Source organism: Magnetospirillum sp. SS-4 (assembly GCF_902729425.1).
In the GTDB taxonomy this organism is placed as follows: Bacteria; Pseudomonadota; Alphaproteobacteria; order Rhodospirillales; family Magnetospirillaceae; genus Phaeospirillum.
Genome location: NZ_LR746531.1, coordinates 111,621 through 134,548 on the forward strand (window position 1 = coordinate 111,621; position 22,928 = coordinate 134,548).

The following is a 22,928-nucleotide window of genomic DNA, read 5'->3' on the forward strand; positions in this document are numbered from 1 at the left end:
AGCTTTGGCTCGTATCGCTGGCGTCAATATTCCGACGAACAAGCGCGTGATGATCGCGCTGACCTACATTCACGGCATCGGCCGCGCCAAGGCGCAGGAGATCACCAGCAAGCTGGGCATCCCCGTGGAGCGGCGCGTCAATCAGCTGACCGATGACGAGGTGCTGCGCATTCGTGAGCTGATCGACCGCGACTATCAGGTCGAGGGCGATCTGCGCCGCAGCGTCGCCATGCACATCAAGCGGCTGATGGACCTGGGCTGCTATCGCGGCCTGCGGCATCGCCGCGGCCTGCCGGTGCGCGGCCAGCGGACCCACACCAACGCCCGTACCCGCAAGGGTCCGGCGAAGCCGATTGCCGGCAAGAAGAAAGTTACCAAGTAAGGAATACCTCAGATGGCAAAGCCTGCTGCTGCCGCGCGTCCCCGTCGCCGCGAGCGCAAGAACATCACTTCGGGCGTGGCGCATGTGAACGCCACGTTCAACAACACCATGATCACCATCACCGACGCCCAGGGCAACACCATCTCCTGGTCCTCGGCCGGTGTGCAGGGCTTCAAGGGCTCGCGCAAGTCCACTCCCTACGCGGCCCAGGTGGCGGCGGAGGATGCGGGCCGCAAGGCTTCCGAGCACGGCATGCGCACCCTGGAGGTCGAGGTGAAGGGCCCCGGCGCCGGTCGCGAATCGGCGTTGCGCGCGTTGCAGGCTGTCGGTTTCCAGATCACCTCGATCCGCGACGTCACGCCGATCCCGCACAACGGGTGCCGGCCGCGCAAGCGCCGTCGCGTCTGATCGGGTTTCTCCTCGGGATCTCGGCCGGCCGCCAACCTTCTCGCAGAGAGGAGGTTCGGCGGTACGGCCGTTCCCGGTTTTCGTTTGTTCCTAGCATGAGGTCACGCTCGTGATTCAAAAGAACTGGCAGGAACTGATTAAGCCCAACAAGCTCCATGTGGAGCCCGGGCCCGATCCGCTGCGCATTGCCACCGCAGTCGCCGAACCGCTTGAGCGCGGCTTTGGCATGACGCTCGGCAACTCGCTCCGCCGAGTGCTGCTGTCCTCGTTGCAGGGGGCCGCCGTCACCGCCATCCAGATCGAGGGCGTGCTGCACGAATTCTCGTCGATCCCCGGCGTGCGGGAAGATGTCACCGACATCATCCTCAACATCAAGACCATGGGCCTGCGCATGCACGGCGAAGGGCCGAAGCGCATGCATCTGCGCGCCGTCGGTCCCGGCGAGGTCACCGCCGGCCTGATCGAGGCCGGTCACGACATCGAGATCATGGACCCCGATCTGGTGCTGTGCACCCTGGACGAGGGCGCCAAGCTGAACATCGAATTCACGGTCGAGACCGGCAAGGGCTATGTGCCCGCGTCGCAGAACCGCCCCGAGGATTCGCCGATCGGCCTGATCCCCATCGACGCCATCTTCTCGCCGGTGCGCAAGGTCGCCTACAAGGTCGAGAACACCCGCGTCGGGCAGGTCACCGATTACGACAAGCTGTCCATGAGCATCGAGACCAACGGCGCCGTCACCCCGGACGATGCGGTGGCCCTGGCCGCCCGCATCCTTCAGGATCAGTTGCAGCTGTTCATCAACTTCGACGAACCGACCACCGTGGTCGAGGAAGAGAAGAAGGACGAACTGCCGTTCAACAAGAACCTGCTGCGCAAGGTCGACGAGCTTGAGCTTTCGGTCCGTTCGGCCAACTGCCTCAAGAACGACAACATCATCTATATCGGCGATCTGGTCCAGAAGACCGAGGCCGAGATGCTCCGCACTCCCAATTTCGGCCGCAAGTCGCTGAACGAGATCAAGGAAGTGCTGGCGCAGATGGGGCTCCATCTCGGCATGGAAATTCCCAACTGGCCGCCGGAGAATATCGAGGAGCTCGCCAAGAAGCTGGAAGAGCCTTACTGATATCTGATCGGTGCGACGCTGGCCGCCCCACCAAGCCCCAGCGTCGCGCCGACAGTATTTCCACAGGACCATTCCGGTCCGCCCGCGCCGTGCTCTCCCCCAAGGGGGTGGCGGCGACGGCAGCACAATCGGTCTCGCCCGGCGAGGCCAAGCGACGAGGAGATGTTTCATGCGTCATGGTATGTCCGGCCGCAAGCTCAACCGCGACAAGTCGGCCCGCAAGGCTCTGTTCGTCAGCCTGGCCAACGCCCTGCTGAAGCACGAGCAGATCAAGACCACCCTGCCCAAGGCCAAGGACCTGCGCCCGATCGCCGAGAAGCTGATCACGCTGGGCAAGCGCGGCGACCTGCACGCCCGCCGTCAGGCCTATGCCTTCCTGCGCGACGACAAGGTGGTGGCCAAGCTGTTCGCCGTGCTGGGCGAGCGCTACAAGGGTCGCCAGGGCGGCTATTGCCGGGTCCTGAAGGCCGGTTTCCGCTATGGCGATTGCGCTCCCATGGCCTTCATCGAACTGGTGGATCGCGATCCGGCCGCCAAGGGCCTGGATTCCGGTCCGACCGCCGACAAGAGCGCCGATTCCGACGAGTAACCGGTTCCGCGCCAACAGCGACCGAAGGGCTGTTCCCACGGGAACAGCCCTTTTTGCATGCTCACCCCGCAGCGATGCTGCCGTCCTTGCGGCGGCTGACCTGCAACTGTCCGTCCCGGCCCTTGACATAGGTGGTCTTGCCCACCGCCAGATTGTCGAGAATGGTCACCAGGGCGCGGGGAATGGCGGCGAATTCCCTCGCTCCCCTGGCCGTGGCGTTGTAGGTGGCGATGGCGGCGCGAACCATGTCCCGCGTCATCGGCTTGCCGTCGTTTCCGATCATGGCGCCTCCCTGTCGAGACGCATCATAACGGCGGAAGCCTAGAACAGCTCGATGTCGTCGGAGAGCCCGCCAATGACGATGACCTCGGTCTCATGGTGGCCGTACTGGGCCAGGACCTGGAAGCTGGGGCAGTCATCCGCGATCTTCCGGGCGAGTTCCACGATATACATGGAATCCCTCGCGGCGAGGAAGCTCTTTCGCTTGGGGCTCGGTCCAAGGGAAATGGTCAGGGACATGATGGCGGCTCCCACATGATCGGCGCCCGCACGGGCGATATGGGGGAAACCATATCCGGAATATGCAACCCGAATACGGGATGCGTTTAAATGAAGTATGAATTCTCGCGATTTAAGACGCCAGGTCGCCCAGGCCACCGCTGAGACGACGCCCGGCTTCCCCCTCCACCTTACGGAGGAGGGGGAAGCCGGCCCCCCTCTACTTCTTGAGGAAGTCGCGGGCCAGAACCTCGGCGATCTGCACCGCGTTCAGCGCCGCGCCCTTGCGCAGGTTGTCGGCGACGCACCAGAACGACAGGCCGTTCTTGACGGTCGGGTCCTTGCGGATGCGGCTGATATAGACCGCGTCCTCGCCGGTGGTCTCCAGCGGCGTGATCTGGCCGCCGGGCTCGCGCTTGTCCATCACGATGACGCCGGGAGCGTTGCGCAGGGCCTCGGTGGCGTCCTCGACGCTGACCGGCCGGGTGAACTCGACGTTGACCGCCTCGGAATGGCTGACGAACACCGGCACGCGGACGCAGGTGGCGTGGACCTCGATGCCGGCATCGAGGATCTTCTTGGTCTCCACCACCATCTTCCACTCTTCCTTGGTCGAGCCGTCCTCCATGAAGACGTCGATCTGCGGAATCAGGTTGAAGGCGATCTGCTTGGCGAATTTCTGTGGCGTGATGGCGTCGTTGACGAACACGGCGCGCGACTGCTCGAACAGTTCGTCCATGCCTTCCTTGCCGGCGCCCGACACCGACTGGTAGGTGGAGACCACCACCCGCTTGATCTTGCCCAGCGCATGCAGCGGTTTCAGCGCCACCACCATCTGGATGGTCGAGCAATTGGGATTGGCGATGATGCCCTTCTTCTTGTAGCCGGCGATGGCCTCGGGATTGACCTCGGGCACCACCAGCGGAACGTCGGGGTCCATGCGGAAGTGCGAGGTGTTGTCGATGACGACGCAGCCGGCGGCGGCGGCGCGCGGACTGTGCTGGGCCGAAACCTTGGCGCCCGGCGACGACAGGGCGATGTCCCAGCCGGTAAAGTCGAACTTCGCCAGATCCTGGCTTTTCAGAACGGTCTTGTCACCGAACGAAATCTCGCGTCCCACCGAGCGTTCGCTGGCCAGGGCGACGATGTCGTCCACCGGAAAATTGCGCTCCGCCAGGGTCTTCAGCATCTCGCGACCGACATTGCCGGTGGCGCCGATCACAGCAACCTTGTAGCCCATAGTCTGTTTCTCCGTTTCGAACCCTTGGTTCCCCTGGTGGCGCTTGTCGTGACGCGAAAAGGCCCGCGGGGTGCTGTCCGCGGGCCTTTTTCGTGTGTTCGTGACGAACCGGCCCGCTCAAGCGGTCTTGGTGGCGCCGGTTTTGGTAGTGACGACGGACTCCGTCGCCGGGATCTGGTCCCGGACGGCAAGGCTGTTCGCGGCGACTGCGCAACCCGGCATGGCGTCCTCCATCGGAAGGCCATGCTTTACCGGAACCCATGCCTGGGCGCAAGCGCAAAGGATCGGGGCGAAGCCTACTTTCCCTTCTTCTCCTTCTTGACCTTGCCGAGGGCGGTTTCCAGCGCGTCGGCGACGGTGCGCATCACCTTGACCCGGGCGAAGGACTTGGAATTGGCCTCGATCAGGGTCCACGGGGCGTTGCGGGTGGAGGTGCGTTCCACCATGTCGTTGACCGCCTGTTCGTACAAATCCCATTTCTCGCGATTGCGCCAGTCCTCGTCGGTCAGCTTCCATTTCTTGTATTCGATCTCGCCCCTGGCGGTGAACCGGGCCAACTGCTCCTCCGAGGTGATGTGAAGCCAGAACTTGCACATGACGATGCCATGGCCGGTCAACTGCTCCTCGAAATCGTTGATCTCGCCATAGGCGCGGCGCCAGGCCTCGTCCGAGCAGAACCCCTCGACCCGCTCCACCAGCACGCGGCCATACCACGAGCGGTCGAACACGGTGACGCGGCCGGCCCGCGCGATATGGCGCCAGAACCGCCACAGGTAATGCTGGGCGCGCTCCTCCTCGGTGGGGGCGGCGATGGGAATCACCTGATAGTCGCGCGCGTTCAGCGCGTTGGTCAGGCGGCGGATGGTGCCGCCCTTGCCGGCGGCGTCCCAGCCCTCGAACACCAGGGCGGTGGAAACGCCCCGTTCCTTGGCGACGCGGTAGAGATGGGCGAGACGGGCGCGCTGTTCCTGGACCGCCTGGTTGTATTCAGCCCCCTCCAGGGTCTGGGACATGTCCAGCGACGACAGGATCGAGGGCTGGGAGGCAAGCGCCGCCGGCCCCCCGACCTTGGACTTGGCCGCCTTGCCCTTGATCTCGGCGTTGACCTTCCTCACCGTCTCGCGGTTGGACAGGTGCTTGGTGATGGCATCCTTCAGCGCCTGGAGCACCACGGCGGAGCGATAGCGGGAATCGGCACCCTCGACGATCTGCCAGGGGGCGTGGCCCTTGCTGGTATGCATGATCATCCGCTCGGCGGCGGCGACGAACTTGTCGTAGAGACCGAAATGCTCCCAATCGGTGGCGGTGACCTGCCAGGCGGTCAGCGGGTCCTTCTCCAGCCCCTTGAGCCGCTTCTTCTGGGCCTTTTCCGACAGATGCATCCAGAACTTGAGGATCAGGGCGCCCTCATCGGCCAGGGCTTTCTCGAAATGGACGATTCGCTCCAGTTTCTCGTCCAGTTCGGCCACGGTGGTCACGCCATGGACCCGGTCGACCAGCGGCGCGTGGTACCACGACGACAGGAACAGCCCAACCTTGCCCTTGGGCGGCAGGTCGCGCCAATAGCGCCAGTATTCCGGCCGTTCCCTCTCCTCGTCCGAGGGCTTGCCATAGGCCCTGGTGACGATCCAGCGCGGGTCCATCCATTCGTTGATCAGATTGACCGTCTCGTTCTTGCCGGCGCCGTCGACGCCGGCGAAGACCACGATGACCGGAAAATCGGCCTGACGCAGCTGCTGCTGCAAATCCAGCAATTCGGTACGCAGGCCCGGCGCCATGGCGTCGAAATCCTCGCGCGAAATCTTGCGCCCCAGCTCAGCCGCCTCAAACATGCGCGATCCCCCCACGATAAAATCAACCCCAGGGATGGAGCCTAGGACGAAAGTGTGGAGTCGGCAAGGGCACTGCCGCAAGGCGCTGGTAGAATGAGCATGGGCCTGGAATGCGATTGCGATTATACTCTCATCCCGCGAGTCCCAATCCCAAGAGGTCCAAAAACGGTGTCCGGTGCCTTCGCCGCCAGGCGGATCAGGGTCTCCATCGCTCTCATCTGGGTCGCCCTGACCCTTCTGGCCGTCCATGTCTATATCGACCTCAACCGATCCTACCAGGATGCGCGGGAACGGGGCGTTCGGCTTGCCACCTCCTATGCGCGGCTGGTGGCCGAGCATGCCGCCGGAACCTTCGACCGCGCCGACCTGGTGCTGGAACGCGCCGTCCGCCTGCCCCAGCCGGAAGATCTGGCGTCGGCGCGGCGCCTGGATGACAGCCGCCGCGCCGGGATCGAGACCGGGTTGAAGGCCATTCAGGCCAAGGCCCCGGCCATCGTCTCCATGACCATGACCGATCACGACGGCTATGCCTTCGCCAACACCGTCGGCACCCCGCCCGGCGGCAATCTGGGTGATCGCGGCTATTTCCTGGCGCTGAAGGCGGGCGGGCCGGAACCGGCGGTGTCAGAGGTGGTCAAGGGCCGCATCTCCAACATCTGGGGCATCCAGGTGGCCCGGTCCATCCCGGTTCCAGGCGGCGGCTTCGGCGGCATGGTGGTCGCCAACGTGGGCATGACCAGCTACATGGAGGGGTTCTATGGCGGCCTGTCGCTGCCGCCGGGCAGCATCGTGTCGCTGCGCGACCTCCAGCACCGCCTGCTGGTCCGCCATCCGGTGCGCGAGGATCTGTTCGGAAAGGTGATCCCATCCGGTGAGTTCGCGCCCCTGTTCCAGGCCGGCGGCGACGAGGGAATCTTCGATAGGGTTTCCCCCATCGACGGAGTGATGCGGCTGGTCGCGGTCAAGAAGTTGGCCAAATACGACATCTACGCGGTGGTCGGAATTCCCGAGACCGAGGTGCTGGGAGCCTGGATGCAGTCTCGCGATCAGGCCATCGTCATCCTGGCCCTGGCCCTGGCGGTCGCCGTCGTCGCCACCCTGCTGTCCCATTGGAAAGGCAAGGTGGACACGACGCTGCGGACCCAGCTGTCGTTCCAGGACGCCCTGTTCGACACCCTGCCCATCCCCATTTTCACCCGCGACGCCGACGGCCGGTTCGCCACCTGCAACAAGGCCTACGAACGCTATTTCGGGACGCGGAGGGAGGATCTGATCGGCAAGACGGTCTATGACGTGTTTCCCGGCGAGCTGGCCGCCAATTATGACGCCGCGGACCGCGAGGTCCTGGACGGATCGGGCAACAAGACCTATGAGATCGCGGTGGTCGCCGCCGACGGCTCCACGCGCCAGGTGATCATCGACAAGGCCTGCTATCAGGGCGCCGACGGCAGGCCGGGGGGCATCGTCGCCACGGTGGTCGACATCACCGAGCGCGAAACCATGGAACGCGAGCTGTGGCGGCTGGCCACCACCGATCCCTTGACCGGCGTCGGCAACCGCCGCCACTTCCTGTCCATCGCCGAGGCCGAACTGGGCAAGGTCCATCGCCACGGCCGGCCGCTCAGCGTCGTCACCTTCGACATCGACTGGTTCAAGCAGATCAACGACCGCTTCGGCCATGGGGTCGGCGACGACGTCATCAAGGCGGTTGCCGGGGTCTGCACCGGCGTTTCGCGCGACATCGACGTGGTCGGACGCATGGGCGGCGAGGAATTCGCCATTCTGCTGCCGGAAACCGATCTGGCGGCGGCGATGGAGGTGGCCCGCCGCCTGCACGAGCGCATCGGCGACATCCATATCGCCACCGACAAGGGTGAACTCAGCGTCACCGCCAGTTTCGGCGTCACCCAGGTTCGTCCCGACGACGGCGACATCGACATCGCGCTGCGCCGCGCCGATCAGGCGCTGTACGAGGCCAAGGAAACCGGACGCGACAAGGTCGTGTTCCGCGATTGACCTTCCCGGCCCGGCTCCGCTACACCCAACGGGCAATGCGGGGGAGACGAGGTTGAGCGAGCGAGCGCCCGGCTTTTACGGCACCTATGCCAGCCACAAGGCCTATGCCACGCCCGAGATCGGGCCGAAGCAGATCCGGCGCTTCGATGCCGAGATCTGGCGGCCGGCCGGCTGCCGGCCGGCCATGTCGTTCCTGGAGATCGGCTGCGGCACCGGCGCCTTTCTGGCCTATCTGCGGGCCAAGGGGGTGACGCGGCTGCTGGGCATCGACCACGACCCCGCCCTGGCCGAGGTGATTCCGGCGGCGGCGCGGGGAGACTTCCTTTGCCGCGACGCCCACGAGGTCCTGACCGACACCGCGCTGGGGCCGTTCGACCGGGTGGTGCTGCTGGATGTGCTGGAGCATTTTTCGCCCGAGGAGGGACTGCATCTGTTGCAGGCGATCCGCGCCCGGCTGGCGCCCGGCGGGCGGGTGGTGATCAAGGTTCCCAATGCCGGCTGTCCGTGGGGGCTGCAATACCAGTTCGGCGACCTGACCCACCGCACCGCCTTTTCCCCCATCGCGCTGCGCCAGCTGGCCGACGCCGCCGGCTTTGCCCCGCCCATGATCCATGCCCAGCGGCAGGGATCGCGGCGGCGGCTGATCACCGATGCCGTGGTTCATCGCCTGCTGTCCTGGGCGCTGCTGAATCCGCCGGAATTCTGGAGCGCCAATCTCTACGCCGTGCTGGCGGCAAGGCCGTGATGCGCCGGGCCGCCCTGCTGATCCTGCCGGCGCTGTTCGTCCTGGTCCTGTTCGTCATGCGGGGCAGTTCGCTGCCGTTCTGGCAGGTGTTCAACCTGGACCCCGATTACTATTACCTGCTGAACGGCCTGAGGATGGTGGAAGGGCTGGCCCCCACCGACGTCAGCCATCCCGGCACCCCGGTCCAGGCCTTCATCGCCATGGTGCTGCGGCTGATGCATGCCGGCCAGCCCGCCGGCGCCATCGTCGAGGCGGTGCTGAACGACCCCGAGGCGCATCTGGTGGCGGTGACCACCGTGCTCTATCCGCTGGTCGGGCTTGCCCTGGCGGCGCTGGGGCACGGTTTCCTGGCGGCGACCGGACGGCTGGCCCCCGCCCTGCTGGCGCAATCGGCGCCGTTCCTGTCCATGATCATTCCCAAATTCGGGCTGCACCCCAAGCCCGAGCCGTTCCTGATCATCGCCGTCTGCCTGCTGGTCCTGGCGGCATTGCGGGCCGTCCGGGATGAATCCCCGACCGACCGCCGCGCCGGCTGGCTGGGGGCCGCCATCGGCTTCGGCGTCGCCTGCAAGGTGCAGTTCGCAGCCCTCGGCCTCGTGCCGCTGTTCCTGCTGAACCGCCGCCGGCTGTTCATCGTGCTGCCGCTGGCCACCATCGCCGGCTTCCTGGCGTTCACCTCCCCTGCCCTGCCGTCCCGCGACATCTGGTTCGACTGGATGGGCCGCATGATCCTCCACAGCGGCGCCTATGGCGCCGGCAGCGCCACGGTGATCGACGCCGGCCGCTATCCCAGGGCGGTGATCGGCCTGTTCGGGTCCAAGCTGATCTTCACCATCGTGTTCGCGCTGTCGCTGCTGACGCTGGCCGGCTATGCCCGCCTGCGCCGGCGCGGCCTGATCGGCCGCGACCGCCTGGCCCGCCTGCTGGCCGGCATCGTGCTGGCCCAATTGCTGACCGTGCTGCTGATCGCCAAGCAGGCCGCCGCCCATTACATGGTCCCGGCCCTGATGCTGACCGGCCCGGCCCTGGCGATCATCTGGGTGCTGTCGGGCAAGGTTTTCGCCGTCCGCGCCCACCGCCGCGCCTGGATCGGGGTGGGGGCGGTGCTGGCGTTGATCACCGCCCAGGCGGTGTGGAAGCAGAACGCCGAGCTGGCCCGCTGGACCCGCGACGCCCAGGCCTTCGACATGGGCCGGTTCAAGGCCTGCGCCAAGATCGACTACGATTCGTCGTCGTCGCTGCCCTACGCCTTCCTGCGCGGCGACCTCAACGCCCAGGGGCGCTATTCGCCCGGGCTGGCCCGGATCATGCCGGCCGACACCTTCGCCTGGTTCATCAACGACCATACATGGTGGAAACGCGGCTTCATGCAGTGGGACCGCCACCTGGACATCAAGGAGGTGGCCGCCGCCTGGCCCTGTCTGGTGTTCCGGGGCAATCAGCCCCACAACGCCTTGCCCATGGCCGCCGTGCAGATCCCCGGCTTTCGCCCCGACGACATCTGCGAGGTCGGCGAGGAAACCGTCTTCACCCGGGGCATAAAGTGCGACGGAACGCCTCCGGCGGCGCTTGCAAAATGATGGGAAGAGGCTAGCCTTCCAGCTTGATTGTTTTCGACCAGGGGGACCTCATGCTGGCCAAGGCCGTGACCATCGCCCAGCAGAAGGGCGGAGCGGGAAAGACCACCATCGCCGCCCAGCTTGCCGTCGCCTATGCCCGTGCCGGCATGCGGGTGGGACTGCTCGACATCGACCCCCAGGGCTCACTGGCGGCGTGGTACGAGGTCCGCAAGGCGCTGGTGGCCGAGGACGGTGCCGGCATCGCCTTCGTTCAGGCCTCGGGCTGGCGGCTGTCCACCGAGCTGGACCGGCTGCGGCGCAGCGTCGATCTGGTGCTGATCGACAGCCCGCCCCATGCCGAGACCGAGGTGCGGATCGCGGTGCGGGCCGCCGACCTGATCCTGGTGCCCATGCAGCCTTCGCCCATGGATCTGTGGGCCACCGGCCCCACCCTGGAGATGGCGCGCAAGGAGAAGTCTCCGGCCCTGATGGTGTTCAACCGCACGCCGGCCAAGGGAAAGCTGGTGGACGCGGTGCGCCGCAAGATCAGGGACGCCGAGATTCCTGTGGCGCAGACGGTGCTGGGCAACCGGGTCGCCTTCGCCGCCTCGATGATGGAGGGGGCGGGGGTCGTCGAAAGCAATCCGCGCCATGCCGCCACCAGGGAAATCAAGGCGCTGGCCGAGGAAATCGCCGCCAAGCTTGGACTGGGGTAGACGGAATGGATTACACTTACGGACTAGCCATCGGCTTCCACACCCTGGCGGCCACCGTCTGGGTCGGCGGCATGTTCTTCGCCCACATGATCCTGCGCCCCGCCCTGGCCGGCCTGGAACCGGCCCAGCGCCTGGGGGTGTGGCGGGAGGTGTTTCCCCGCTTCTTCCTGTGGGTGTGGCTCAGCATCGCCGCCCTGCTGGCGTCGGGATACGGGGTGCTGCTGGTGGGGTTCCGCGCCGGATTCGGCGGCGGTCCCAACCACGTCGACCTGATGCAGTTGACCGGCCTGGTGATGATGGCGCTGTACGTGCAGCTGTTCTTCGGTCCGTGGCGCGGCTTCAAGCGGGCCTTCGCCGAAGGCGACCTGGCCGCCGCCGCCGGGTATCAGACCCGCATCCGCCATATCGTCACCGTCAATCTGGCGCTGGGCATCGTCACCATCCTGATCGGGACGGTGGGCGCGCTGCTCGGAGCGTAGTTCTCTCGGGAGTGTTCTGATCGTGGACGCGAAGACGGATGTCGAGGTTCTCGCCAGGGAAACGGTGTTTCAGGGCTATTTCCGGGTGGACCGCTACCGGCTGCGCCACCGCACCTTCGCCGGCGGCTGGAGCGCCGAGATGGTGCGCGAAGTGTTCGAGCGCGGCCATGCCGTGGTGGTGCTGCTCTACGATCCCGACCGCGACGCGGTGGCGCTGATCGAACAGTTCCGCCCCGGCGCCTATGCCGCCGGCTGGCATCCGTGGCTGATCGAATGCGTCGCCGGCATCATCGAGGACGGCGAGGACCCCGACGACGTGGCGCGGCGCGAGACCGAGGAAGAAGCGGGAGCCGTACCGCTGGACATGATCCATATCGGCGACTATCTGGTCACCGCCGGCGGATCGTCGGAAAGCTGCAAGCTTTATTGCGCCCGGGTGGATTCGTCGGCCGTTTCCGGAATTCACGGCCTGGAGGACGAGGGCGAGGACATCCGCGTCCTGGTGGTCTCCAGCGCCGAGGCCCTGGCCATGGTGCGGGACGGCCGCATCAACAACGCCATGGCTGCCGTCGCCATCCAGTGGCTGGCCCTGGAAAAGGACGGGCTGCGGGCGCGCTGGCCGCGGGAGTGATTCAGCCGAACATCAGCCGGCAGGCGATCACCGCCGCCACCAGGGCGGCGAGGTCGGCCAGCAGGCCGACGGCGAGGGCGTGGCGGATGCGCCGGACCTGCACCGCTCCGAAATACACCGCCAGCACGTAGAAGGTGGTCTCGGTCGAGCCGTAGATGGTGCCCAGCAGGATGCCAAGATAACCGTCGAGACCGATGGCCGGGTCCTTCAGGCTGGCGGCCAGCAATCCGTACGAGCCCGAACCCGACAGGGTGCGCATGCCGGCCATCATCAGCGCCTCGGCCGGAACCCCCAGCGGCGCCGTCAGGCGTCCCAGCGGCTCCAGCAGCAGCGCCATGGCGCCCGAGGCCCGCAGCATGCCAATGGCCGCCAGGATCGCCACCAGATAGGGAATGATGCGGATCGCAACGGTGAAACCGTCCCTGGCGCCCTCGACGAAGGCTTCGTAAAGCCGTACCCGCCGGATCGCTCCGAACAGCAGCAACCCCGCCACCACCGCCGGCAGAATCCACGGGCCAAACGCCTTGCCGTGGATCACCAGGACCGGCAACAGCGCCAGCAGCACGCCCAGCACCGTCAGGCAGGGCCACAGCGCCCCCGGCTCGCCGCGCTCCACCACCGTCGGCGGTTCCGGCGACCACAGGCGCTGCATCGCCTTGGCGGCGACGACGGCGACGAGGGTGGCGGCGATGGTGGCGATCAGGGTCGGCGCCACCACGGCGGCCGGATCGGCCGAGCCCAGCGAGGCGCGCAGCGCGATGACGTTGGTGGGCAGCAAGGTGATGCCGGCGGTGTTGATGGCCAGGAACAGCACCTGGGCGTTGCTGGCGATGCCCTTGCGGCGGTTCAATTCCTCCAGATGCTCCATGGCGCGGATGCCGAACGGGGTGGCGGCGTTGCCGAGGCCCAGCAGATTGGCGGCGATGTTCATCACCATGGCGCCCATGGCGGGATGCCCGGCGGGAATGTCGGGAAACAGCCGCCGCAGCGCCGGCTCCAGCAGCCGCGCGATGGCGGAGAGCAGCCCCCCCTCCTCGGCGACCTTCATCACGCCGAGGAACAGCGCCATCACGCCCACCAGCCCCAGGGCCAGCGGCACCGCCCCGGCGGCGGATTCGATCATGGCCGCCGACAGGGCCTCCATGGCGCCGCCCCGGCCGGTCAGTTCGGCGAAGGCGGCGACGGCGAACGAGACCAGGATCAGGGCAAGAAAGACGATGTTCAAGCGGATGGTTCCGAACGTGACCGGCCGAGCCTACCAGAAGCCTTGGCGCGGCGCACCCGCCCGTCCGCCCCGCTCAGCACACGGAATGCGGCCAGGGCGGAATGTAGCCGTAGGACAGGTGACGGCCGTCGCGATGAAAGAAGCGGCCGTTGGGACCGCCCTCGGGATGCGACAGCAGGGCCAGGGCCATGGAGCACACGGCAAAGGCGCTGACCTCGGAGTTCCGGTTCATTTCGGTGCGGGCCTCGCCCGGATCGAGGATGTTGACCTGGATGTCCGCTTCCGGCAGGCGCACCGCCAGTTCCCCGGCCAGCGTCCCGCCCAGCCCGTTCACCGCCGCCTTGGTCATGGCGTAGACGCCGATGCCCGGAGGAAACCCCCAGGCGGCCTCGGACGAGAACAGAACCACCCGGCAGCGGTTCCGCCGCGCCATCAGCGGCACCGCCGCGCGGCAGCAATACGCCACCCCCAGGACATTGACGTCGAGCAGACGCCGCAGTTCGGCATCGTCCATCCCCAGCACCGACCCGGGATTGCCGGGCAGCGCCGCGCCGCAGGCCAGCCCGTCCAGCCGGCCGAATTCCCGGTCGATCGCCCCGACCGTCGCCGCGACCCGGTCCGGATCGGCCACGTCCAGCGGCGCCACCAGAATTCGCGCCTCTTCCGCCAGGGCGGCGATCTGCTCCGCCGCCTCGGCCAGGGGACCGGCCCGCCGGCCGGACAGGACCAGCCGGGCGCCGGCCAGGCCGAGAACCGTGGCGATGGCCCGGCCATAGCCGGTTCCGGCCCCAGTGATCCAGAAGACCTTGCCGCGCAGGGAATTCCAGCGTTCCGGCCGCAGGCCGAAGCGATGCAGCGGCGCTTGCCGAGGATCGCCGTGTTCGAGGATGAAGCCGCCGCCGGCATCCGGTCCGGTGGGCTCGGCCGGGGCCATTCCTTGCCCGGCGGCATCGAAGCCGGCATAGATTTCCAGGGCGCGGGCCACGTCGGCCGTCGCCACCGCCAGGACCTGGGGCGAGGCGGCGGCGCCGGCCAGGGCGATCTCGGCCAGCTTGCGGGCCCGTTCCGCCACCCCGTCCCGCCGCGACAATTCCCAGGTGGCCATGGCGCGTCTACCTGTTCCGCACGTCCCTGACCCGCACCGCCTTGCCGGTGGACCGGGGCAGTTCGCCGGGCAGGCGCATGATCACCTCGCAGGTGACGCCGATCAGCGACTTGATGTGATGGCGCAGTTGCTGGGCCAGGTGGGCGCGGTCGTCCTCGTTGGCCGGGGCCAGGGATTCGGTCTCCACCGTCAGGTGGTCCAGCGTGCCCTGCCGCGACAAGGTCAACTGGTATTGCGGCGCCACGCCGGGAAAGCCCACCAGCACCGCCTCGATCTGGCTGGGATAGACGTTGACGCCCCGGATGATCATCATGTCGTCGTTGCGGCCGGTGACCCGGCGGATGCGCAGATGGGTGCGGCCGCAGGCGCAGGGCTCGTCGGTGAGGCGGGTGATGTCGCGGGTGCGGTAGCGCACCATGGGCAGCGCCTGCTTGGTCAGCGTGGTGATGACCAGTTCGCCCTGCTCGCCCATGGGCAGCGGCTCCAGCGTATCGGGATCGACCACCTCGAACAGGAAGTGATCCTCCCAGCCGTGCAGGCCGCAGCGATGCTCGCACTCGGCGGCGACGCCCGGCCCCATGATCTCGGACAGGCCATAGGTGTCGCAGGCGGCGATGCCCAGGCGGCGGTCGATCTCGGCCCGCATGGTCTCGCTCCACGGCTCGGCCCCGAACACGCCGATGCGAAGCTCGGACCCCGCCAGGTCGACGCCCATCTGCTCGGCCACCTCGGCGATGTTGAGGGCGTAGGACGGGGTCGCCGCCAGGACGCGGGCGCCGAAATCGACGATCAGGCCGATCTGCTTCTCGGTATTGCCGCCCGACATGGGCACCACCGAGCATTTGAGGCGCTCGGCGCCATAATGGAAGCCCAGGCCGCCGGTGAACAGGCCATAGCCGTAGGCGTTGTGGACGACGTCGCCGGGGCGCACCCCGGTGGCGGCCAGGGTACGGGCCATCAATCCGGCCCAGGTATCCAGGTCGCCCTCGGTATAGCCGACCACGGTGGGCTTGCCGGTGGTGCCCGAACTGGCGTGCACGCGGATCACCTGCCGGCGCGGCACCGCGAACAGGCCGAACGGGTAGTTGTCGCGCAGATCCGATTTGACGATGAAGGGAAAGCGGGCCAGATCCTCCAGATGCCGCAGGTCATCGGGCGTCACCCCGGCGGCGTCGAAGCTCTTGCGGTAATGGGTGACATTGGCGTAGGCGTGCGCCAGCAGGGGCCGCAGCCGTTCAAGCTGAAGCGCCCGCAGCGCCGGACGCTCCATGCGCTCGAATTCCGGCGCGACCATGAACCCGTCGGCGGCTGTTGCCGTCATGCCCTTGTTCCCCCCTGATCGACCGTCTTTGATCCCGTGGGGCCATTATCGCCCAGGCATCCCCCGGATCAAGGAAGAACCGTGCCGCTATCCCCGCTTGCGGATGCGGTCCGCGTCCAGCCGGGCTTCCACGTAGCGGGTCAGGGCCTTGGTGGCCCGGACGCAATTGCGGAAGACGCAAACGCCCTGGTCCATCAGCCGCCCCGCCATGGCGTCGTAGAGCGGCCCGCCATCGACCACCGCGACGATCGGCTTGTCGTTGCGGTTCACGATGGGCGGCATCAGGAAGACGCTGCTCTTGGGATTGTTGAGGTCGACGCCGGGGCGCAGCTTGCTTTCCTCCAGCGCCATCACCGACGGCGCGGTGGGGTCCATGCCGACCACGACGGCGTCGATGTTGGGGTCCTGGATGAAGGCCTCGGTGATCTGGAGATGGGCCTCGTCATCGGCGCCGGGATTGATGTCGATGGAATTCCTGACCTCGACCAGGGCGTCCAGCTTCTTGGACACCAGGATGTCGCGAACCTTGGCCACGGTCTCCTCGGTCAGCGCCCCCATCTCCATGGAGAAGGTGTCCGACACGGTGGAATCGGCGATGCCGACCGCCTCGAAGCCGGCACCGGAGACACCGCCCAGGCGGTTGCCGTTGATGGATTTGTGCTGGAAGGCGCCGGCCATGTAGAACAGGTCGTCGAAGGCGTCCAGATCCTCGGCGACGATGCCGCCGGCCTGACGGATCACCGATTCGAACACCCCCAGGTCGCCGGCGATGGAGGCGGTGTGCCCCATGACGCCGGCCTGGCCGGCCGCCGTCTTGCCCGACTTGTAGACCACCACCTGCTTGCCGGCCAGGACCGCCCGGCGGACCGCGCGGACGAAATCGAGGCCGTCCAGGTCCTTGAAGCCCTCCACATAGACGCCGATGGTCTCGATGCCAGGGCGCTCGGAAAAGAAGGTCAGCATGTCGCCGTGGGTCAGGTCGGTCTGGTTGCCCAGCGCCATCATGTAATTGGGGTCCAGCCACGGATTGCGCGACAGCCGGGTGATCATGAAGGCGCCGCTCTGGCTCAGCAGCACCGAGTTGCGCTCGGACTTCTTCCTGGGCTTGGGCAGGCGTTCCAGTGGAATGAACCACGAATCGTAGCCGCCGGGATGCGACACCACCCCCAGGCAATTGGCGCCCAGGAAGATGGGACCGCCGCCGGGATTGGCGTGGGCGGCATTGATCTTGGCGGCCAGGACCGCCGCCGGCTCCTTGCTGGCCTTGGTCTCGCCCAGGCTGCCGGGAATCAGCATGACCGCGTTGACCTTGTCGGTCTCGATCAGTTCGTCCACCAGCCCGTAGACGGCCCCCGCCGCCACCGCGACGATCAGCAGGTCCAGCTTGCCGTCCAGCGCCTTCAGGCTTTCCACGCACTTGACGCCGTCGATCTCGGTTTCCTCGGGGCGGATGATGACCAGCCGCTCCTTGGCGCAGCCGCTGCCCATCAGGTTGCGCAGGATGATGCGGCCGAAATTCATGCCGCTGGCCGAGACGCCGATGATGCCGATCTTCTCGGGATGGATCAGTTTGTCGATCTTGCCGATGGGACGCGGCAGCCGCCGGGGAAGAGGGGCGCCAAGCTCGCACGACGCGGCCCGCGCCACCACCCGGTCCCCGGCCTGGGCCGGGTCCAGGTCCAGCCGGGTCAGCGTCATGCCGGCCTCGGGACCATGAACGGCGAGCTGACGGCCCAGCTCGATCAGCCGGGAGAAGGCGGCGGCCAGCGCGGCGTCGGGCGACGGCCCGCCCGCCCGGCGGGCGGCGGCGGCCTGCTTCTGATAGGCGTAGGTCCGCTTGAACAGGGCCAGGAAGTCGTCGCCGTCGGTCAGTTCGACCGAGGCGTGGACGACGGCGCGGTCCCGCTTGAAATTGCCGGCCGAGATCTCGGCCTCGATGCCGCCCAGGCCGGCGCTGATCACCATGCCGAATTCACGGGTGTCGGCAAGCGCGATGCGCAGGTCGGCGGCGGCCGGCGCCGCCCCGGCGTCGAGGCCGATGCCGAGCCCGCCCAACAGTGTCGCCAGTTCGGCCTGGTCCAGCGCCCGGCGGCCGGCCGCCATGGCCTTGCCAATCATCTCAAGCGCGGCGGTGCCGCCCGAAGCCTGTGCGTTCATGGAGTCCCCGTCTGTCTGAAGGATTATTGCTTGTCGATTTGGCGCCAGCCGGGCTTGAAGCCCGGTCCAGACGCCCCCGAACCGCGCGCCGGAGCGTGCTTGATGGCGAAACCCTGGTTGAAGGCGGCCTTGGTGACGATGGTGATCTTCAGCGCCCAGCCGCCGGCCATGGCGGCCAGCCCCGCCGCCGCCATGGCGGCCACAGCGATGTCGGGCTGAAGTCCGGCAGCCACCAGCAGCACCAGCGGCGCCACGTTGCCGCCGATGGTGAACGGCCCCGAAAAGGCGATCAGTACCGCCGCCGCCTGGACGGGAGCGCCGCCATCGACCATGCGGCGGCGATAGAGCATCCACACGAACAGCCGGAGCGCCAGCAGCGCCACCAGGGTGCCGGACACCCATTCGGGCGCGCCGCCCGCCACCACGAACGGCGCCAGCAGCAGCAGGATGCCCGCGCCCTCGGTCAGGCCGGTGGCCAGGATCAGCGGCAGGATCAGCGGCGAACGCCAGGTGGGAATGCCCTTGGCGGCCTCCAGGATGCGGCATTGGCAATAGAGATAGGCCAGGGCGGGAATCCACACCAGCTTGGCCAGATCGGGCAGGAACAGCGCGGCGCCGCCCAGCGGGAACAGCACGGCGGCGATGAAGGCCTCCCGCGTCATCCAGCTGCGCTTGCCGCCCAGCAGCACGTTCATGGACCGCAGCGGCCGGCCGATTTCCAGGAAAACGCTGAACAGGCCAAGGCCGACCAGCCCCAGCCCGGCCACCAGCAGCACCTGGGAATACAGCCCGGCGAAGGCCCCCAGCGAAACCAGGATCAGAAGGCCGGTTCCCGACCCGCCGCCGATGAAATTGCCGGCGGCGCGCAGGTCCCAGGCGGTTTGCAGCCACGGCGCCAGGCCGAGATGCCGCATCTGCGGCGCGCCATCCATTTCGTCGCTCATGATTCCTCGGTCTCCCACAGATAGTGGATATTGGGACCGGTTCCGAGTTCCTCGTGCATGCGAAACGACTTGTACTTGCGCAACAGGCCGCTGACATTGCTGTCCGGGTTGTCCAGGTCGCCGAAGGTCAGCGCCTTTGACAGGCAGGCGTTGACGCAGGCCGGCGTGGCCTCGGGATCGACGCCCGGCGTCAGCCCCTTGGCCAGCCCGGCATCGACGCGGTCGACGCAGAAGGTGCACTTCTGCGCCACGCCAAGCAAGCGCTGATCGAACCGCTTGGTCTCGTTGTCGGTGGCCTGGTCCTTGAAGGCGAAGGTCGGCTTGCTCACCTTGTAGCGGGCCTGATAGGGGCAGGCGATGATGCAATAGCCGCAGCCGATGCAGATGTCGTAATCGATCATCACCATGCCGTCGGCACGCTTGGTGGTCGCCGTGGTCGGGCAGACGTCGCGACACGGCGGCTCATCGCAATGCATGCATCCCACCGGCACGAACACCCGGCGGACGTCGGGGAAGGTCCCCATTTCCATGTCCAGCACCTTGCGGTACTGCACGCCGGGCGGCGTGTTGTTGGTGTGACGGCAGGCGGTGGTGCAGGTCTGGCAACCGACGCAGCGGCCCAGATCGGCGGTCATGGCCCATTTGGTCATGGCCGGTCTCCCACCTTGCGCATGCCGACGCGGGTCAAATCGGCGGCCGAGCCGGTGGCGTCGGTCAGCGACATGGACATGGCGGTCAGGCGGTTCATGCTGGGCACGTCGAAGTCCTTGGCCACCGGCGTCGCCCAATGGTCGAACTGGCTCATCATCAGCAAGGTGTCGGGGCGAATGCCCTCGGACAGCACGGCGCGGCCCTGGACGCTGGTGCCGATGGGCGAGCTGACCTCGATGCGGTCGCCCTCGCGGATGCCCAGCTTGGCGGCGGCGGCGGGGTTCATCACCACGCCGTCATGGCCCTTGACGTTGCCGGACACTTCCCGCATCAGCGGAATGTGCATGTTGCTGCCCCAGGCGTATTGCATGGAGCGCGCCGTCACCACCCAGAACGGGAAGTCGGCCAGCTTGCCGCCGCATTCCACCACATGGTCTTCCCAGTACTTGGGAAAATCGTGCCAGCCGGGCAGCGGCCGGTATTCCTCCAGCTGATGATCCCACCAATCGATGCCGGCCTCCTTCAGCCGACGGCCGAGTTGGCGGCCGATGCGGGTCAGGCGTTCCTGATAGGGCAGTTCGTAGCGCAGCCCCATCTTCGCCATGGTCGGGGTCAGGAACCAGTTGGTGGGCGAGAACGGCTTGGTGCGGAACCCGTTGACCTTCCACCAGTCGAGCCCGTGGGTTTCGGCGCCGTCGGTCAGTTCGGCCGAGGCGGCCTTGCACGACGCATCCCAGATTTCCTCGGCGGTGTGGACCTTGTCGGTCGGCAGCGAGAAATCCCAGTTCGCCCCCTTGAGCGGCACGCCGTGCGAACCGCGATTGATGGCGGCGTTGTACTTCTCCAGCAGGCCGGTGCGATGCGCCAGATCGGTGGCGATGTCGCTGAAGTCGCGCGCCTCGCCGCGCGGCTTGACGCTGGGCTGACGGAGCGCGAAGCCCTGGCAGTCCCAATACTGTTCCTGAAACTTGGTGCCGCCGATGCGGATCAGCTGCATTCCCTCCAGGTCGGTCCGGTCAGGCAGCAAGATGTCGGCGTAGTGGTTGGTCTCGTCGCGGGTCACCGCGAAGCACACCATGAACGGCATGCGCTCGAACGCCCGGCCGACCTTGTCGGTATCCCAGAACGAGATCACCGGATTGGTGCGGTAGACCAGGATGAATTCCGGGAAGGTCGCGCGCGGCATGTGCTCCTGGGGGTCGTCCAGGAACATATACGAGAACTGGGTCGGCCCCAGCGCCGGGCTCCACGACGAATTGCCCACCAGCGGCACCAGCATCTTGTAGGCGTTGCGGATGTTGGGCTGGCCGCTCCAACTCGCCTTGTCGGTGGGATTGAACGGATAATCCATGAAGCCGTCGGGGCCGGGCTGGACGCTCTTCAGGCGGTCGGCCACCGGGCGGTTGATGCGGATGGTGGTGCCGATGGTGCCGCCGGGAACCTCCAGCGAGCCCACCAGGACGTTCAGCATGGTGCGCGCCCAGCAGCACTCGGCGCCGCCCCAGCCGTTGTTGACGGTCTTGCCCAGGGTTACCGCCACCGGACGGTAGGGCATGGTCTGGCCGTCGATCTCGATGGTCTGGCCGACGCAGGCGGCGTCGAGGAATTCGTTGGCGATGCGGCGGATGCGCTCGGCCGGCACGTCGCAGATTTCGGCCGCCCATTCCGGAGTATAGCCCCGGACATGCTCGGCCATCAGGGTGAACGAGGTGGCGCCGGAGACGTCCTCGTGCTCCCAGCGGTCCTCGTCGGGGCCAAGCTCGATGGCGCGGGGAACGGCAAAGCGTCCCTCCAGGGCGGGAACCGCCCCCTTGGCGTCATGGACGACCGCCCGGCCGCCGGCCTCGTCCCAGATCAGCGGCTTGCCGGTCTCGGGATCGCGCAGGTAATAGCCTTGCGGCCCCACCAGATAGGGGCTGGAGGTGAGGTCGCGCAGGAAGGGCAGGTCCAGCCGCTCGCGCCCGGCCTCGTGAACCAGCACGTTGATCAGGGAGAACAGGAAGGCGGCGTCGGTCTTCGGCCGGATCGGCAGCCATTCGGCGGCGCAGGCGCCGGTCACCGACAGATGCGGCTCCACCTGAACCTTCTTCATCCCGCGGGCGCGGGCCTCGGCATGGCGATAGACGCCGCAGACACCGGCGGAGGCCTCGGAATTGTTGCCGCAGGAAATGATGTAGTTGGCGCGCGGCGTGTCGGGAGTGATGACATAGCCGCGATGCCAGAACTCGCCGTACAGGTGCTCGGAGTGATAGCACTTGACGCCCTGGCCCGAGCCGAAGCCGAAATCGATCGGCCCCCAGGCGGCCAGCCAGGCGGTCAGCGAGCCCATGTACTGGGTGGGCGTGCCGGCGCCGCCGAACGAGGCGGCGACCTTGGGATAGCCGGCACCGTCCAGGACCCCTTCGGCCCGAATGGCGTTCAGCTTGTCGGCGATGGTGGACATGGCCTCGTCCCAGCTGATGGGAACGAAACCGGGATCCTCGCCCTTGCCCTTCTTCGGATTGGTCCGCTTCATGGGCGTGGTGATGCGATGCGGCGAATAGGCCTTCTGGATCAGTCCGAAGGCCTTGACGCACACCTTGCCCTCGGCGGGGTGATACCCCGCCGCCTTGAAATTGGGCTCGATCTCGGTGGCGATGCCATCGACCACCTTGACCGTCATCAGATCCGGCCCGGCCACGCACTGATAGCAGTAGGTCGGAACCTTCTCGACCTGGGCGCCAGGCTTGGCCGGGGTCGGGCTCATTGCGCCGCCTTCGCCTTCTCGGCCTTCGCCAGCAGGCGGGCCTTGGTCTGGTCGACATCGACGACGAAGCGCTTGTGGACGCCCTTGCCGATCTTGTCGAGCGAGTCGCGGGCGGTGAACGAGAAGCTGACCGCCGGCCCCTTCACTTCCTCGACGGTAACGGTGATCTCGACCCACTGGCCCAGCAGGGTCGGAGCCATGTGGTCCACCTCGACACGGGTGCCGACCGAATCCTCGCCGGCATCGGCATGCTCCAGCAGCAGGTCGCGGCAGGTCACCTCCATGTCGTAGATCAGGGCCGGCGTGTTGTACACGCGGGCCTCGTCTCCCATGAAGCCGATGGTGCGGCCCACATCCACATCCCAGCGGCGGGTCGAGGTCAGACCCGCGACGAGCGTGCTCTTCATAAAACTATCCTCCCGGCATGATGCGGGGCAGGACCCATGGCCCGCCCTCATTTTGACTTTTATATTACACAAGCCACCGACATGTCAACTTTTCTGTATCGGATCATGTCGATTTGACAGACAGGACACGGCGGAACTCAAGGAAAATAGC

22 protein-coding genes are annotated in these 22,928 nt (G+C 66.9%); 10 read left to right on the top strand and 12 right to left on the bottom strand.

The annotated features are described in order from the left end of the window. Positions 1-4: 4 nt before the first annotated feature. From rpsM to rplQ, 4 genes are all read left to right on the top strand, one after another. Positions 5-382 (top strand): 30S ribosomal protein S13, encoded by a 378-nt coding sequence (gene rpsM / locus MTBSS4_RS20900; RefSeq protein WP_173985302.1) that lies wholly within the window; start codon positions 5-7, stop codon positions 380-382. 12 nt (positions 383-394) lie between these two features. Continuing rightward, a complete protein-coding gene (gene rpsK / locus MTBSS4_RS20905; protein WP_173985303.1) occupies positions 395-790 on the top strand; it encodes a 30S ribosomal protein S11 in 396 nt (131 codons plus the stop codon). Positions 791-899: 109 nt separating this feature from the next. Next, complete coding sequence (locus MTBSS4_RS20910; protein WP_173985304.1) at positions 900-1,916, top strand: DNA-directed RNA polymerase subunit alpha; 1,017 nt, start codon at positions 900-902, stop codon at positions 1,914-1,916. A gap of 169 nt (positions 1,917-2,085) precedes the next feature. Further along, complete coding sequence (gene rplQ, locus MTBSS4_RS20915; RefSeq protein ID WP_173985305.1) at positions 2,086-2,505, top strand: 50S ribosomal protein L17; 420 nt, start codon at positions 2,086-2,088, stop codon at positions 2,503-2,505. Between the two features lie 61 nt (positions 2,506-2,566). On the opposite strand, the gene MTBSS4_RS20920 is transcribed toward rplQ, so the two are convergent. From MTBSS4_RS20920 to pap, 4 genes are all read right to left on the bottom strand, one after another. Further along, positions 2,567-2,788: a hypothetical protein gene (locus MTBSS4_RS20920; protein ID WP_173985306.1), complete on the bottom strand. Its 222-nt coding sequence runs from the start codon at positions 2,786-2,788 to the stop codon at positions 2,567-2,569. Between the two features lie 38 nt (positions 2,789-2,826). Next, on the bottom strand, positions 2,827-3,024 hold the full coding sequence (locus MTBSS4_RS20925; RefSeq protein WP_173985307.1) for a hypothetical protein: 198 nt from the start codon (positions 3,022-3,024) through the stop codon (positions 2,827-2,829). Between the two features lie 199 nt (positions 3,025-3,223). Further along, entirely contained in the window at positions 3,224-4,243 is a 1,020-nt protein-coding gene (locus MTBSS4_RS20930) for an aspartate-semialdehyde dehydrogenase (protein ID WP_173985308.1), read from the bottom strand. 296 nt (positions 4,244-4,539) lie between these two features. Then, a complete protein-coding gene (gene pap / locus MTBSS4_RS20935) occupies positions 4,540-6,075 on the bottom strand; it encodes a polyphosphate:AMP phosphotransferase (RefSeq protein WP_173985309.1) in 1,536 nt (511 codons plus the stop codon). 168 nt (positions 6,076-6,243) lie between these two features. Between pap and MTBSS4_RS20940 the strand changes: the two genes are divergently transcribed. From MTBSS4_RS20940 to MTBSS4_RS20965, 6 genes are read left to right on the top strand one after another with little or no spacing between them, the layout of a single operon-like run. Further along, positions 6,244-8,091: a sensor domain-containing diguanylate cyclase gene (locus MTBSS4_RS20940; protein ID WP_173985310.1), complete on the top strand. Its 1,848-nt coding sequence runs from the start codon at positions 6,244-6,246 to the stop codon at positions 8,089-8,091. Between the two features lie 52 nt (positions 8,092-8,143). Continuing rightward, the gene (locus tag MTBSS4_RS20945) at positions 8,144-8,836 is read left to right on the top strand and encodes a cyclopropane-fatty-acyl-phospholipid synthase family protein (protein WP_173985311.1); all 693 of its coding nucleotides are present in this window, start codon (positions 8,144-8,146) and stop codon (positions 8,834-8,836) included. Continuing rightward, positions 8,836-10,416: a hypothetical protein gene (locus MTBSS4_RS20950; protein WP_254432702.1), complete on the top strand. Its 1,581-nt coding sequence runs from the start codon at positions 8,836-8,838 to the stop codon at positions 10,414-10,416. Before MTBSS4_RS20945 ends, MTBSS4_RS20950 begins: the two co-directional genes overlap by 1 nt. A 50-nt stretch (positions 10,417-10,466) precedes the next feature. Further along, a complete protein-coding gene (gene parA, locus MTBSS4_RS20955; RefSeq protein WP_173985313.1) occupies positions 10,467-11,111 on the top strand; it encodes a ParA family partition ATPase in 645 nt (214 codons plus the stop codon). Between the two features lie 5 nt (positions 11,112-11,116). Next, positions 11,117-11,590, top strand: a complete 474-nt coding sequence (locus MTBSS4_RS20960) for a CopD family protein (protein WP_173985314.1) — start codon at positions 11,117-11,119, stop codon at positions 11,588-11,590. Between the two features lie 22 nt (positions 11,591-11,612). Beyond that, positions 11,613-12,221, top strand: a complete 609-nt coding sequence (locus MTBSS4_RS20965; RefSeq protein ID WP_173985315.1) for an NUDIX domain-containing protein — start codon at positions 11,613-11,615, stop codon at positions 12,219-12,221. Position 12,222: 1 nt separating this feature from the next. Here the strand turns inward: MTBSS4_RS20965 and MTBSS4_RS20970 are convergent, their stop codons facing one another. From MTBSS4_RS20970 to MTBSS4_RS21005, 8 genes are all read right to left on the bottom strand, one after another. Beyond that, entirely contained in the window at positions 12,223-13,446 is a 1,224-nt protein-coding gene (locus MTBSS4_RS20970; protein WP_173985316.1) for a nucleoside recognition domain-containing protein, read from the bottom strand. Positions 13,447-13,519: 73 nt separating this feature from the next. Continuing rightward, entirely contained in the window at positions 13,520-14,551 is a 1,032-nt protein-coding gene (locus tag MTBSS4_RS20975) for an SDR family oxidoreductase (RefSeq protein WP_173985317.1), read from the bottom strand. A gap of 7 nt (positions 14,552-14,558) precedes the next feature. Continuing rightward, positions 14,559-15,872, bottom strand: a complete 1,314-nt coding sequence (locus MTBSS4_RS20980) for a phenylacetate--CoA ligase (protein WP_173985318.1) — start codon at positions 15,870-15,872, stop codon at positions 14,559-14,561. An 87-nt stretch (positions 15,873-15,959) separates the two neighbouring features. Continuing rightward, entirely contained in the window at positions 15,960-18,029 is a 2,070-nt protein-coding gene (locus tag MTBSS4_RS20985; RefSeq protein WP_173985319.1) for a CoA-binding protein, read from the bottom strand. Between the two features lie 23 nt (positions 18,030-18,052). After that, a complete protein-coding gene (locus MTBSS4_RS20990) occupies positions 18,053-18,973 on the bottom strand; it encodes a phenylacetyl CoA (protein WP_173985320.1) in 921 nt (306 codons plus the stop codon). Further along, positions 18,970-19,623 carry a 4Fe-4S dicluster domain-containing protein gene (locus tag MTBSS4_RS20995; protein ID WP_173985321.1) on the bottom strand — a complete coding sequence of 218 codons (654 nt, stop codon included), beginning with the start codon at positions 19,621-19,623 and terminating at the stop codon, positions 18,970-18,972. Before MTBSS4_RS20995 ends, MTBSS4_RS20990 begins: the two co-directional genes overlap by 4 nt. After that, positions 19,620-22,370, bottom strand: a complete 2,751-nt coding sequence (locus MTBSS4_RS21000) for a molybdopterin-dependent oxidoreductase (RefSeq protein ID WP_173985322.1) — start codon at positions 22,368-22,370, stop codon at positions 19,620-19,622. Before MTBSS4_RS21000 ends, MTBSS4_RS20995 begins: the two co-directional genes overlap by 4 nt. Further along, on the bottom strand, positions 22,367-22,777 hold the full coding sequence (locus tag MTBSS4_RS21005; protein WP_173985323.1) for a thioesterase family protein: 411 nt from the start codon (positions 22,775-22,777) through the stop codon (positions 22,367-22,369). The genes MTBSS4_RS21000 and MTBSS4_RS21005 overlap by 4 nt, the downstream gene beginning before the upstream one ends. Between the last annotated feature and the right edge of the window lie 151 nt (positions 22,778-22,928).